Origin of the sequence: Crossiella cryophila (assembly GCF_014204915.1) — a bacterium.
GTDB lineage: Bacteria > Actinomycetota > Actinomycetes > Mycobacteriales > Pseudonocardiaceae > Crossiella > Crossiella cryophila.
This window is the reverse complement of record NZ_JACHMH010000001.1, coordinates 2,743,367-2,756,603: the sequence shown is the minus strand read 5'-3', so window position 1 is coordinate 2,756,603 and position 13,237 is coordinate 2,743,367. Positions and strand designations below refer to the sequence as shown.

General features: G+C 71.5%; 13 protein-coding genes. 2 read left to right on the top strand and 11 right to left on the bottom strand.

Going from position 1 to position 13,237, the window contains the following annotated elements; translation table 11 throughout:
* Positions 1 to 38: 38 nt before the first annotated feature.
* The 7 genes from HNR67_RS12885 to HNR67_RS12855 form a co-directional block, all read right to left on the bottom strand.
* A complete protein-coding gene (locus HNR67_RS12885; protein WP_185002265.1) occupies positions 39 to 1,307 on the bottom strand; it encodes a deoxyguanosinetriphosphate triphosphohydrolase in 1,269 nt (422 codons plus the stop codon).
* Complete coding sequence (locus HNR67_RS12880; protein ID WP_185002264.1) at positions 1,294 to 1,977, bottom strand: YdcF family protein; 684 nt, start codon at positions 1,975 to 1,977, stop codon at positions 1,294 to 1,296. The genes HNR67_RS12885 and HNR67_RS12880 overlap by 14 nt, the downstream gene beginning before the upstream one ends.
* A gap of 362 nt (positions 1,978 to 2,339) precedes the next feature.
* A complete protein-coding gene (locus HNR67_RS12875) occupies positions 2,340 to 2,945 on the bottom strand; it encodes a response regulator transcription factor (RefSeq protein WP_185002263.1) in 606 nt (201 codons plus the stop codon).
* Positions 2,942 to 4,027, bottom strand: coding sequence for a sensor histidine kinase (locus HNR67_RS12870; protein ID WP_185002262.1), 1,086 nt, complete (start codon positions 4,025 to 4,027; stop codon positions 2,942 to 2,944). The genes HNR67_RS12875 and HNR67_RS12870 overlap by 4 nt, the downstream gene beginning before the upstream one ends.
* Before the next feature lie 20 nt (positions 4,028 to 4,047).
* Positions 4,048 to 4,785 carry an ABC transporter permease gene (locus HNR67_RS12865; protein WP_185002261.1) on the bottom strand — a complete coding sequence of 246 codons (738 nt, stop codon included), beginning with the start codon at positions 4,783 to 4,785 and terminating at the stop codon, positions 4,048 to 4,050.
* Positions 4,782 to 5,714, bottom strand: coding sequence for an ABC transporter ATP-binding protein (locus HNR67_RS12860; RefSeq protein WP_185002260.1), 933 nt, complete (start codon positions 5,712 to 5,714; stop codon positions 4,782 to 4,784). The genes HNR67_RS12865 and HNR67_RS12860 overlap by 4 nt, the downstream gene beginning before the upstream one ends.
* Before the next feature lie 68 nt (positions 5,715 to 5,782).
* Positions 5,783 to 6,250 carry a MarR family winged helix-turn-helix transcriptional regulator gene (locus tag HNR67_RS12855; protein WP_185002259.1) on the bottom strand — a complete coding sequence of 156 codons (468 nt, stop codon included), beginning with the start codon at positions 6,248 to 6,250 and terminating at the stop codon, positions 5,783 to 5,785.
* 41 nt (positions 6,251 to 6,291) lie between these two features.
* Here HNR67_RS12855 and HNR67_RS12850 point away from each other — a divergent pair, with 41 nt between their 5' ends.
* Together HNR67_RS12850 and HNR67_RS12845 are read left to right on the top strand one after the other, a co-directional pair.
* Complete coding sequence (locus tag HNR67_RS12850) at positions 6,292 to 7,020, top strand: Type 1 glutamine amidotransferase-like domain-containing protein (RefSeq protein ID WP_185002258.1); 729 nt, start codon at positions 6,292 to 6,294, stop codon at positions 7,018 to 7,020.
* 126 nt (positions 7,021 to 7,146) lie between these two features.
* On the top strand, positions 7,147 to 8,049 hold the full coding sequence (locus tag HNR67_RS12845) for a hypothetical protein (protein ID WP_185002257.1): 903 nt from the start codon (positions 7,147 to 7,149) through the stop codon (positions 8,047 to 8,049).
* 26 nt (positions 8,050 to 8,075) lie between these two features.
* Here the strand turns inward: HNR67_RS12845 and HNR67_RS12840 are convergent, their stop codons facing one another.
* The 4 genes from HNR67_RS12840 to HNR67_RS44300 all read right to left on the bottom strand — a co-directional run bounded on the left by HNR67_RS12840 (position 8,076) and on the right by HNR67_RS44300 (position 12,854).
* Complete coding sequence (locus HNR67_RS12840) at positions 8,076 to 9,461, bottom strand: glycine--tRNA ligase (protein ID WP_312987129.1); 1,386 nt, start codon at positions 9,459 to 9,461, stop codon at positions 8,076 to 8,078.
* Positions 9,462 to 10,132: 671 nt separating this feature from the next.
* Positions 10,133 to 10,534 (bottom strand): acyl-CoA thioesterase, encoded by a 402-nt coding sequence (locus HNR67_RS12835; RefSeq protein ID WP_312987128.1) that lies wholly within the window; start codon positions 10,532 to 10,534, stop codon positions 10,133 to 10,135.
* Positions 10,535 to 10,849: 315 nt separating this feature from the next.
* Positions 10,850 to 12,313 carry an FAD-binding protein gene (locus HNR67_RS12830; protein WP_221489875.1) on the bottom strand — a complete coding sequence of 488 codons (1,464 nt, stop codon included), beginning with the start codon at positions 12,311 to 12,313 and terminating at the stop codon, positions 10,850 to 10,852.
* 34 nt (positions 12,314 to 12,347) lie between these two features.
* Positions 12,348 to 12,854, bottom strand: a complete 507-nt coding sequence (locus HNR67_RS44300) for a class F sortase (protein ID WP_312987125.1) — start codon at positions 12,852 to 12,854, stop codon at positions 12,348 to 12,350.
* Between the last annotated feature and the right edge of the window lie 383 nt (positions 12,855 to 13,237).

Sequence of the window (13,237 nt, the reverse complement as noted above, 5' to 3'; positions counted from 1 at the left end):
CGAGTAAACCAGAAATCGTCAATGTAGGTTGACGACGTTCAGGTGGTCAGCCGCCGGTGCCAGCTCACCGCCTGGGCGTCGGTGAGCAGCGCGACCTGGTCGATGACCACCCGCAGCCGCTCCGCGTCGTCACCCGCGGCTGCCCACGCCGGCCGGAACGCGGGGTCGAGTGCCTCCGGCGCGCGCAGGCAGAGCGCCTCGGTGAGCTGGGTGATCAGCTCCCGCTGCCGGATCTGCACGGCCAGTCGTTCCGGATCGCTCATCACGTACCGCAGCGCGACCGCCTTGAGCAGCGCGACCTCGGCGGCCACCGGCGGCAGCACGACCAGGTCGGCGTCGTAACGGCGCAGTGCTCCGGTGCCGTGTGCCTTGCGGGTGCCGGTGACCGCGGCGGAGGCGAAGCGTCCGACCAGTTCGCTGGTGAGCTGTTTCAGCGCGACCTGGTCGGCCAGGGTGCCGTCGTAGTCGTGCCGGGCGAGCGCGGCCACCGCGGGCAGTCGCAGCAGTCCGTCGGCGGCGGCCTCGATCGCCTCCACCGGTTCGTGGCTGAAGTGCGCGGCGGCCAGCGCGGCGATGACGTGCCGTTCGGCCGGGCTGCCCAGCGCGCGCAGTGAGATGCGTCCGGCGAGCACCCCGTCCTCCACGTCGTGCACCGAGTAGGCGACGTCGTCGGACCAGTCCATCACCTGGGCTTCCAGGCACTGCGCGTCGGCGGGCGCGCCCTGCCGGAGCCAGCCGAAGACCGGGAGGTCGTCGGCGTAGACCCCGAACTTGACGGTGCCTTCCCGCCGCGGCCACGGGTACTTGGTCGCGGCGTCCAGCGCGGCCCTGGTCAGATTGAGCCCGTACTGGCGCCCGTCCGGTCCGAGCGCCTTGGGTTCGAGCCGGGTGAGGATGCGCAGGGTCTGCGCGTTGCCCTCGAACCCGCCGCAGGGCCCGGCCAGCGCGTTGAGGGCGCGTTCGCCGTTGTGCCCGAACGGCGGGTGGCCGATGTCATGGGCCAGCCCGGCCAGGTCGACGATGTCGGGATCGCAGCCCAGTTCCCCGCCGATGCCCCGCCCGATCTGGGCGACCTCCAGGGAGTGGGTGAGCCGGGTGCGCGGCACATCCCCCTCCCCCGGCCCGACCACCTGGGTCTTGCCTGCCAGGCGGCGCAGCGCGGCGGAGTGCAGCACCCTGGCCCGGTCCCTGGCGAAGGGCGTGCGCGCCTCGGTCTCGGCTTCGGCCAGGGTGCCGTGCTTGGCGGGTTCGGGCAGCAGCCGCGCGGTGTCGTGCGCGGAGTAGCCGTGCGGTTCAGCCGAGACCATTGTCAGCCATGTGGGTGGAGGTGTGGGTGAGCCGGTAGTAGAGCACGCCCGCGGTCTCCCGCAGGATGTAGCGCAGCTGGGTCTCCCTGGTCTGCACGATGGGCCCGCGCCGGGTCGGCGAGGCCCAGGCGGCGAGTCCAGTGTCCCCGGCCATGGTGCGGGCCCGCAGCGAGTGCCAGGGATCGCTGACGATCACCGCGCTGTGCCAGCCGCGTTTCTCCGCCTCCCTGGCCACGGCCTGCAGGCTGCCGAGGGTGTCCGCGCCCTCGTTGACCGCGACCACCTTGTCCTTGGGAATGGCCTTCTTCGCCGTGCCGGACTTGGTCTCATCGCCCACCAGCCACCGCTGCCCCGCCTCGGCCTCGGTGTAGGTGTCGCCAAGCCCGCGCCCGCCCACGGTCACCACGGTCTTGGCCACCCCGCGCTCGAAGAGCTGCTGGGCGTGCGCCAGCCGCGCCTCCAGCACATCGGAGGGCCGCCCGCCGTACTGCGCGGCGCCCAGCACCACGGCGATGTCCGCGGTGGACCGGTCGTCCAGCCGAGCGACCTGCCACACCCGGAAGGCGGTGCCACCGACGATCAGTAAGGGCAGCAGCACGATCCCGGCCAGCACGCGCCGCAACAGCCGTGCCGTCGCCCGCCGGCCGGTGGTGGGTGCGTGTGCAGTCATGCCGCAATGCTGTCACGAACTCGGCCAAGATCGAGTTCCGGTCACCGCCGGATTCCCGTTTTGTCAGCCCCCACCGGTAAAATGGAAATCGGGGGGTTTCCCCGCGCGCGCGTGTTGTGTGCCGGGCCGGTTGGCCGGGTGTGGCGGGGGCGTGGAATACCCGGTTGAGGGGACCTGGGATTGGGTTCGTACCGGCGGTACGGCCATAAGCGCGGTCAACAGCTCGTGGTCGGCGCCGATCAGGCCGAGCTGACCCGGGCAGTCGCCACGCACTCTCGGCAGGATCGCCTCGCCTGACACCGCTCGCCACCACTGATCGGTCCGCACGCGGCCGGTCACCTGATCCCGGCCACCGCCGCGGGTCACAGCCAGCCGCGGTCGTCGGCGATGCGCACGGCCTCGGCCCTGGTGCGCGCGCCGGTCTTGCCGATCGCCGCCGACAGGTGATTCCGCACGGTCCCCTCCGACAGGTGCACCGCCCTGGCCAAATCGGCCACGGTGCCGCCGTCCCGCGCGGCCGCCAGCACCTCGCGTTCCCGCCCGCTCAACGGGCTGGCCCCGCTGGACAGCGATTCCGCGGCCAGCCCGGGGTCGACCACGCGCAGCCCCGAGTGCACCCGCCGCACCGCGTCGACGAGCTGTTCCGGCGGGGCGTCCTTGACCACGAAGCCGGCCGCGCCCGCGCTCATCGCCCTGGCCAGGTACCCCGGCCTGCCGAAGGTGGTCAGGATCAGCACCCGGCACCGGGGCAGGGCGTCGCGTAGTTCGGCGGCCGCGGCCAGCCCGTCCTTGCCGGGCATCTGCACGTCCAGCAACGCCACGTCCGGCCGGTGTTCCAGGGCCGCGGCGAGCACCTCGTCCCCCGAGCCGACCTGCGCGACGACCTGGATGTCGGCCTCCAGCCCGAGCAGCGCGGCCAGTGCCCCGCGGATCAGGGCCTGGTCGTCGGCGAGCAGGACCCGGATCACTCGTCGTCCCCGATCTCCGCGCGCAGCCGGAAGCCGCCTGCGGGCAGTGGCCCGGCCGCCAGGGTGCCGCCGACGGCGGCGAGTCGTTCGGTCAGGCCGGTGAGCCCGGTGCCGGTGCGCCCGGTGGTGGCCTGGGGCGCGCCGTCATCGGTGACCTCCAGCCAGGACAACCCGAAGCGCACCTCGCAGCGGGTGGCGCCGCTGTGCCGGAGCACGTTGGTGACCGCCTCGCGCAGCACGTAGGCGAAGACCGGCTGGTGCCGCGGCGCGACGTTGTCCACGGCGTGCGGCAGGTCGGCGGTGATCCCGGCGGCCTGCAACGCCACCCGTGCCCCGGCCAGTTCCGCGGCCAGCGAGGTTTCCCGGTAGCCGGAGACGGTGGCGCGGACGTCGGTGAGCGCGGCCCTGGACAGCGCTTCGACATCGCTGACCTCGACGATCGCCGCCTCCCGCTGTCCGGCTTCCAGCAGTCGCCTGGCCAGCCCCGCCTTGATGGTGATGGTCGTCAGGCTGTGCCCGAGCACGTCGTGCAGGTCGCGGGCGAGCCGGGCACGTTCCTCGGCGACGGCGAGCAGCGCGGCCTGTTCCTGTTCGCGGTACAGCTTGATGTTGCCGCGGATCAGCTCGGCCACGCCGAGCACGCTGAAGGTGCTCAGCAGCATGGCCAGGATGATCCAGGCCAGCCAGAACGGCCCGCCGTCGAGCACGGCGCGCACCGCGACGATGCTGGGCACGACCGGCACCAGCACGGCCAGCCAGACCGGCAGCAGGATCGCCGCGGTGGCGGCGAGGTAGACGAACAGGCTGAGGAACTCCACCCCGAAGGCCAGCGTGATCAGCGTGATCAGCGCGGCCTGGCCGAGCACGAGCGCGATCCGCTGCCACATCGGCGCCTCGAACAACCGGGGCGGCACCACCAGGTAGGTGACGCCGATGACCCCGATCCCGATCAGTCCGGCGATCTTCCACAGCACCGGGAGACCGCCTGCGAGCAGGTAGTAGACCGGGAAGAGCAGGAACAGCAGGAAGAAGCCGGCGAACAGCTCCCAGGAGCGCATCCTGGGTCCGGCTCTCGTGGTCATGGCGTTCACCGTAGGCAAGGTCAGCGTCCGGCGCTGAGCCGGTACCGCCTGGCCACGAACAGGCCGAGCACCAGGGTCACGCCGCTGAGCACGGCGATCGCGGGCAGGCTGACCGTGCCCTCGGCGATCACCCGGATCCCGTTCTCCCGGAACCAGAAGCTGGGCAGCGCCCTGGCGATGTTGCCGACCCAGTCGGGCATGATCTCCACCGGCACCATGAGTCCGCCGACCATGGCCATCGCCATCATCACCGCGGGGGTGACGGCCTGGGCGGATTCGGCGCTGGCGAGTTGACCGATGGCCATGCCCAGCAGCGCGAACGGCACCGAGCCGAGGATGAGTCCGGCGATCAGCATGGCCCACTGCGCCAGGCTGAGGTCGATCTGGCGCACGAGCATTCCGACGGCGAGCACGCCGAGCATCGCCGGGATGGCGACCAGGACGGCGATGAGTCCCTTGGCCAGCAGGTAACCGCCACCGCTGAGCGGGGTGAGCCGGAGCTGCCGGTGCCAGGCGATCTGGCGTTCCAGCGCGATCCGGCCGCCGGTGACCAGGGCGGCGGACATGGCGGCGAAGCTGGCCATGCTGACCATGGTGGCGGCGCTGACCGGGGTGCCGTTGCGGAAGGTGGCGGTGCTGCCGCCGAAGATGCCGGAGAAGATCAGGAACATCGCGGTGGGCACCACGATGGTGAAGAAGAGGAAGGCGAACTGCCGGACGATGAGCTTGACCTCGATGAAGAGGTAGGTCGGGTTCACTTGTCCTCCTGGCTGGTCAGCGCGAGGAAGGCGTCTTCCAGGCCGACGGTGGTGATCTCGATGTCGCGGGCGCCGGGGTAGTGGTTGAGCAGGGCGCGCAGGGTGGCGTCGGAGTCGGTGGAGGCGATGGTGGCGTGCTCGCCGCGCAGGTCGGCGTGGGTGACGCCGGGCAGCAGCACGAGCGAGCCGTGATCACTCCCAGGGAGCACGGCGCGCAGGGTCCGTCCGGCGGCGGTGGCCCGGATCTGGGCGACGGTGCCGTCGGCGACGACCGCTCCGGCGCGCATGAGCACGACCCGGTCGGCGTAGCTCTCGGCCTCTTCGAGGTAGTGGGTGGCGAACAGGACGGTCTTGCCGGTGGCGGTGAGGGCGCGGATGTTGTGCCAGAAGTGCCGCCGGGTCTCCACGTCCATGGCCGCGGTGGGTTCGTCCAGGATCAGCAGGTCGGGGTCACTGACCAGGGCGATGGCGAAGCGGACGCGTTGCCGCTGACCGCCGGAGAGCTTCTTGCAGCGGCGTTTGACCAGGTCGGCGACGCCGGCTTCGGCGAGTGCGGTGGCGGCGGCCTGGGGGCGGCGGTGCAGGGCGGCGACCATGCCGACGACTTCACCGACGGTGGCGTCCTCGATCAGCGCGCCGCCCTGGAGCATGGCGCCGATGACGCCGTCGCGGACGGCCTGGTCGGGGCGCCTGCCGAAGACGTGCACCTCGCCGGCGTCGGGGCGGGTCAGGCCGAGGATCAGGTCGACGGTGGTGGACTTGCCCGCGCCGTTGGGGCCGAGCAGGGCGAGCACCTCGCCGGGGGCCACGGTCAGGTCGACGCCGTCCACGGCGCGCACCGGTCCGAAGTGTTTGCGCAGGCCACGGAGGCTGATCGCGGCGCCGGCGGCGATCTCTCGCTCAGTGCCGGGCAGGGTTGTGGTGGACATGCCACCACGGTGCCGCCCGCGGGGGTCCTGGACGCAGGCCGCTCGTCACGGCCCGGCCATGACATCTGTCAGGGGTGCTCGGCCTTGCGGACGCGTTCGCGCACAGCGGTCATGACCTCGTCGACCACGGCCCGTTGCTCGGGGGTCATGAGGTCGATGAGGTAGTCCCGGACGGTGTCAACGTGGCCGGGGGCGATCTTGTCGAGCAGGCGCTGGCCGGTGTCGGTGAGCACGGCGACGACGCCGCGTTCGTCGGTGGCGCAGGATTCCCGGCGCACCAGCCCGGCTTTCTCCAGGCGGCTGACCTGGTAGGTGAGGCCGCTCTTGGAGACCACGGTGCGGCCGGCCAGTTCGGTCATCCGCATGCGCCTGCCGGGGGCCGCGGACAGGGTGGAGAGCACGTCGTACTGGGCGTGGGAGAGCCCGCCGTCGGTCTGCAGCTGGTGTTCCAGCCTGCGTTCCAGTAGATGGGTGGCCTCGACAAAAGTGATCCACATCCGCAGCTCGGCCTCGGACAGCCAGCGGGGCTCGTTCATGTCCGGACCCTAACCGTCGGCGGGGATGGCACGATCGAACCATGCCTGCTGAGCAACCGACGATCCTGGCCACCTCGGGTGGTCTGCGCCGTGGTCACCGCACCGATCTGGAGTTCGCGCCGCTGTTGACCTACGCGGTGGATCTGGCCGGGGTCGAAGGCAGGCGCCCGAAGTTGTGCCACATCGGCACGGCGCTTGGTGATCAGCGGGGATTCAACGCGACCTTCGCCGAGGCCGGGGAGGTCGCCGGGGTCGAGGTGGTGCACCTGAACCTGTTCCCGATGCCGCCGACGGCTGATCTGCTCGACTACGTGCTGTCCTGCGATGTGGTGTGGGTGGGCGGGGGTTCGGTGGCGAACCTGCTCGCGGTGTGGCGGGTGCACGGGCTGGATTCGGTGTTGCGGGAGGCGTGGCTGCGCGGGGTGGTGCTGACCGGGGTGAGCGCGGGCTCGTTGTGCTGGCACGTGGGCGGGCCGACCGATTCCTTCGGGCCGGAGCTGCGGATCGTCACCGACGGGCTGGGTTTCCTGCCCTATGGCAACGGGGTGCACTTCGACTCCGAGGCGGCGCGGCGGCCGGCGGTGCTGGGCGCGGTGGCCAACGGGGTCATCCCGGACACCTACTGCACCGATGACGGGACCGGGTTGCTCTACCGCGGCATCGAGCCGGTCGAGGCAGTCTCCGAACGCAAGAACGCCGGTGTCTACCTGGTACGACGCGAGGACGAGGGCTCGGCGGTGGAGCACGCCCTGGACGTCCGCCGCCTCTGACCCCCACTACCACATCCCCGGCCGCACCACCCCTTCAAGATCGCGACCTATCCACAATCGCCCACTTGTCCACAGCCCGCTCCGGCGCCGCTGGCCCCCGCCCAGCCGCCGGAGCAGGCTGGCCCCATGACCACAACCCTCGTCCCGGTCCGCCTTGACCGCCTGGCCGCGATGTTCCCGCACCAGGTGGCCCGCACCTCCGAGCTGTACCGGCTGGGCGTGCCCGGCAAGCTGGTGAGTTCCTGGCGGGAGGCGTTGCCGGGTGTCGTGCTGCTCACCGGAAACCGCCCCACCAGAGCCGGTTTCCTGCGCGCGGCCCTGCGCTACGCCGAACCGAACGCCGTGATCACCGGCTATGACGCCCTGCAGCTGCACGGCATCCCGATACCGGGGCTGGACGGCACGGTCCACCTGCTGGTCCCGTTCGCCAACCCCCGGCTCACCCCGGTCCCGTCGTTGCATGTGGACCGGCTGCGGGTGCTGCCGAAGTGGACGATGTCGAGGGGGTTCCCGGTGGCCTCGGTGGCCAGGGCGACCTTGGACGCGGCCCGTCGGACCCGGGGCCCGACCGAGTTGGACACACTGCTGCGCCTGGCCTGTGCCCATGGCGGGGTGTCCCCTGCCGAGCTGTCGACGGAGCTGGCCGAGTCGCCGCAGCGGGGCCGTCCCGCGGTGCGCGAGGCGCTGGACAAGCTGCCGCGCAACGTGGTGGACATCCAGCAGGCGCGGGCGAAGCGGATCCTGACGGTGGCCGGGTTGCCGCGGCCGACCTGGGACAGACGGATCACCTCGGACGGCCGCCAACTGCTCGGCACGGCCAATGTCTGGTGGGACGAGGTGGGCCTGGCCTGGATCTGGCTGGAAAACCGGCGGCCGGACGGTCCTGATCCGTTGGCGAACGCGGGTGTGCACGTGGTGCGCACGCCAATGGGGCGGTTGGCCGAGGCGCCCGAGGCGCTGGCCGAGGAACTGCGGATGGCCTATTCCCTGGCGCGGCTCAGCCCGCGACCGGGTGTGATCGCGAGCTGAGCCGGGAAGGAGTGGGAGTCGTGACCTCAGCAGCCGAGCAGCCGCGCGGCCAGGTAGGCCTCGATCTGGTCGATCGAGATCCGCTCCTGGCTCATGGTGTCGCGCTCGCGCACGGTCACCGCGTGGTCGGTGAGGGTGTCGAAGTCGACGGTGACGCAGAACGGGGTGCCGATCTCGTCCTGGCGGCGGTAGCGGCGGCCGATGGCGCCCGCGTCGTCGAAGTCGATGTTCCAGTTCCGGCGCAGCGCGGTGGCCAGGTCACGGGCCTTGGGCGAGAGGTCGGCGTTGCGGGACAGCGGCAGCACGGCGGCCTTGACCGGCGCGAGCCTGCGGTCCAGCTTGAGCACGACCCGCTTGTCCACGCCGCCCTTGGCGTTGGGGGCCTCGTCCTCGTGGTAGGCCTCCAGCAGGAAGGCCATCATCGGACGGCCGACACCGGCGGCGGGCTCGATCACGAACGGCCGGTAGCGGGAGTTGGTGGCCTGGTCGAAGTAGGACAGGTCCACACCCGAGTGGTTGCTGTGGGTGCCCAGGTCGAAGTCGGTGCGGTTGGCGATGCCCTCCAGCTCGCCCCACTCCTGACCGGCGAACTGGAACCGGTACTCGATGTCGGCGGTGCGCTTGGAGTAGTGGGACAGCTTCTCCTGCGGGTGGTCGTAGATCCGCAGGTTGTCCTTGGCGATGCCCAGCTCGGTGTACCAGCGGGTGCGCTCGTCGATCCAGTACTGGTGCCATTCCTCGTCGGTGCCGGGCTCGACGAAGAACTCCATCTCCATCTGCTCGAACTCGCGGGTCCGGAAGATGAAGTTGCCGGGGGTGATCTCGTTGCGGAAGGACTTGCCGATCTGGCCGATGCCGAACGGCGGCTTCTTGCGCGAGGTCGTCTGCACGTTGAGGAAGTTGATGAAGATGCCCTGCGCGGTCTCGGGGCGCAGGTAGTGCAGGCCTTCCTCGGTCTCCACGGGGCCGAGGTGGGTCTTGAGCATCATGTTGAACTCGCGGGGCGCGGTGTACTGGCCGCGGGTGCCGCAGTTCGGACACGGGACGTCGGTGATGTCGTCCTCGGTGGTGGGCTTGCCGGTGCGCTCGGCGTACTCCTCGGCAAGCTGGTCCGCCCGGAACCGCTTGTGGCAGGAGGTGCACTCCACCAGCGGGTCGTGGAAGGCGTTGACGTGCCCGGATGCCTTCCACACCTCACGGGGAAGAATCACCGAGGAGTCCAGTCCAACGACGTCCTCACGCCCCTGCACCATGAACTTCCACCACTGGCGCTTGATGTTGTCCTTCAACTCCACGCCGAGCGGCCCGTAGTCCCAGGCCGACCTCGTACCGCCGTAGATCTCCCCACAGGGGTAGACGAAGCCTCGGCGCTTGCAGAGGTTGACGACGGTATCAATCCGATCGGCCGACACGGACACTCCAGAGCAGGTCATAGGCATTCAGCGGGAGGCTGCAAGGGTAGCGACCGCCTCCCCGCCCCCGACAACCGCGTTCCACCACCCCCCATTTCCACCCCACCCCAGCCCCCCTCACCCCACCAAACCCACCCCCAACCAACCACGCCACCTCACCCCCTTCCCCCAACCACAACCCACCACGTCCGCGCCCACCTCACAGCCGGCCCACCCCCGCCAAACCCCCGGCCCGCCCCACCCCCGCCTCCGCACCAAGACCCCTCACCCGCAACTCGTCTCCCCGCCCCCGGCTTGCCCCCAGCCCCAACCTCTTGCACCGGCCGCCAACTCCCCCGACCACCCCGTTCCCGGCTCCGGCTCGGCTTCAACCCCAGACCCGGCCCCAGCCCCGCCCCCGCCCCGGCCTTAGCCCTGGCCCCGGCTCACGAAATCCCCAGTCCCCAATCCCACAGCCGCCCTTCTCAACTCGGGCCAACCGCCCCCTCCCCGAACCATCCCCACTTCAAGGCCACTCCCGCCCGCCCACTCCCCGCCGCACCGCCGCACCGCCGCACCGCCGCACCGCCGCACCGAGACCACCCGGTATCAAGCGCTCCCACAGCCACAAGAGCCCCCAGCCAAGCAAGCCCCCACCGCAAAACCCGGCCCCACGAAAAACCCCGAATCCCCTACAACCCAACCAACTCCGGCACCACCGCCAGCCTCCGAAACACCGCCTCCGGATCCGCCACCAGCCGTCGGGTCCCCAGATCCAGCACCCCGCCCACATTCACCACTTCGGCAACGAGTTCCGCTCCGCGCCGAACCTCCTGCCGCACCCGGAAGACCTTCCCCTGCCCCCACTCGAACACGCAGTCCAACTCAACCTGGTCGCCCGCCCGAAGTTCCCGGTGATACCGAATGGTCTCCTCGATCCGCACCGGCGCGACCCCCAACTCCCGCAACGCCTCCAGGCCGATCCCCGCCGCCAGCAGACACTCCCACCGCACGTGCTCGGCGTACTGCAAATACACCGCCCCGTTCACGTGCCCCAACGAGTCCAACTCATAAGCCCGGACCCCGATCCCCACCCGAAACCCATGCCCCATAACCACTCCCCACGCCAGCCTCGACTGGCGCGCACGCTAACCCCCACCCCCGACAACCACCCGCCCACACATCCACCAACCGACCAGCCCCGCCCGGCCACCTCGCCTCGGCGAAACCGGGCCCAATTCATCCCACCCAACCGGCACGGCAAGGCATCGCCCCCAAACCGCCCGCACCAGCCAAGCCCATCCCCCGACCTGGCTCCAGGCTCATTCCCACCCCTCAGCCGTGCTCCGGCATCCGTGCCCCGCCGCTCCCCTCCCACACGTCCGCCGCCGCGACAACCAACTTCCGCCTCAACGCCCCAGTTCAGCCCGGATCGCCGCGGGCAGCCCCGTCCCCTGGTTGAGCTGCAGGTGCGGGTTGTATCGCGCGACCGTCTCCGCGAAGTCGCGCCAGTGCTCCCCGAGCCGCACCGCATGTGGCCACACCCCGTCCCAGCAACCCCAGATCGGGTAGGCCACGCCCCCGTCGGCGCGTGCCTGTTCGTGCGCGCCCCGCCTGCTGCCGCGCACGGTGGCGGTCCAGGACGGGTCGGCGCCGGGCAGGCCGCGGTCGCGGAGGGTGTCGACCAGCACGATCCGGTCGCTGTCCCCGGCCGGCACGGCGAATGCCGGGCGGGTGAAGGCGGACCTGCGGTGCGGGAAAGCGAGCACGAACTGCGGGATCTCGGTGGCCCAGTCCGCCGGGGTGAACGCGGCGACCCGGCGGGTCAGGTAGTGCTCGGCGTGCTGGCCGGACAGCAGCACGTCGTCCCAGAGCTTTGTGGTGTCGTCCCAGGAAAGTGAGGTGCGGAAACTGTCGAACATCTCGGTGATCATCCGGCTGCGTTCGGGGTAGGTCACCAACTGCGTCAGGCGATGCTCCGGTTCCGGTTCCACCGGCAGCGGCTGTGTCTCGTGGCGGTCGGTGTGCTGGTAGGCGTGCACCTGGAAGGTCGCGCCGGGCCTGCCGCCGGTGCCGGGTCGTTGGACCCACAGGTAGACCTCGTCGGCGGCCTCGTTGTCCATGAGGCAGTCCATGGCGGCGAAGGCGGTCGCGGCGGCGGCGTAGTCCAGCAGGTCCAGTTGCACGCGCGGCTGGGCCGGGGTCAGTTCGAGCCAGGCGTCGGTGATCACGCCGACGGCGCCGAGTCCGGCCAGCGCGGCCTCGAACAGGTCGCGGTGTTCGGCGGCCGAGGCGAGCAGGATCTCGCCGCGGCCGGTGACCACCCGGAGGCGGCGGACCCGGTCGGCCAGGGTGCCTTCGCGCCACCACGCGGAGATGCCGCCGACCGCGAGCACGCCGCCGACGGTCAGTCCGTGGTAGTCGGGCAGGCCTGCGGCCGGGCGGTAGCCCGCGGCGAAGGCCGCGGCGTCCAGGTCGGCGAGCATGACCGCGGCGCCGACCTGGATGACGCCCTCGGTGTCGACCTCGCCGATCCGGCCGAGGCCGCCGACGAGGGTGAGCACCACACCGTCGGTGAGGGCGTGCCCGGACAGGCAGTGGCCGGCGCCGCGGACCGCGACCGGGATGCCGCGCGCGCCGGTGTGCCGCAGCAGTTCCGCCACGGCCTCGGCGGTTCCGGCGCGGAACACCGCGGCGGGGCGCCGGTGGTCGAGGTTGCCGGCGTCGGTGGCCGCGGCCTCGCGGGCGGCCGGGTCGACGGTGAGGTCGCCGGACCAGTGGGTGGCGCGTTGTTCCAGCTCGGCCAGCCAGGCCGGGGGCGGAGCAGCGGCCTGGTCGGGCTGGGTCGCCGTCACGGGTTGGGCCACGCTCATGGACGTCTCGGCTTTCCGGCCGGTGGCTGCCGGCTCAGTTGAGGTGTGCCTGTGGCGACACGGGTTCGGCCACCACGATGCGATTGTCGCGGTAGCCGTCGGTGCCACCGACGAAGTCCCCGCCACAGGTGACGAGCACGACCCGGTGTGGTCCGCGCGCGTTGAACAGCCGTTCGGCGTGCCGGGGCAGCTCGTCCTTGTGCAGGGTGAGGATCTCGGTGACGCGGTAGGTCCAGCGCAGACCTGCGGCGTCGGAGATCGTCACCGGCTGACCGCGCTCGGCGCGCCACAGCTCGTCGAACGGTCCGGTGCGGCCACGCCAGTTGACGTGGCCGGAGAGCACCGCGGCCCCGTTCGGCGCGCCCAGGCCGACGCCCCACCAGGCGGCCTCGTCGAGGCTTTCCGGGATGGGCAGGGTGCCGTCGGGAGTGATCTCCCGACGCACCAGCCGTGCGCTGCCGCCCGCGGCGAGCCGGATGGTGCCCGGCCGTTGCCCCGGCGGCGGTGTGGTGACCGTCGTCGGCGCGCTGCTGGCGGTCACCGGCGGCGTGCTGCTCCGCGACGTCGCCAGCGGCAGCACAAGATCAGGAGCGGCGGAGGTGGGGAGGGGGTGGGGGGTGGGCCCCCTGAAGGCGGCGGCGACGGCGACGGTCGCGCCCACGGCGAGTGCCGTGAGCACGACCGCACCGATCACGAGTCGCCTGCGAGGAGGCCGCGACTTCTCCCCGTTGGCGGGCTCGAGGTTCGTGGCGGACGCCGGCGGGGTGGCCGGTGCGGCGTCAGCCTCAGGTGGTGCGTCCGGCCGGGGGTTCCCGGCTGACGTGCCGGTGATCGCCGACATGCCGGTGGTCGCTGATGAGGTGGCGGCTTGGGTAGGCGGGGTGGTCTTCTCCTCGCCTGGCGGGTGGGTCGGGGGGAGGCCCG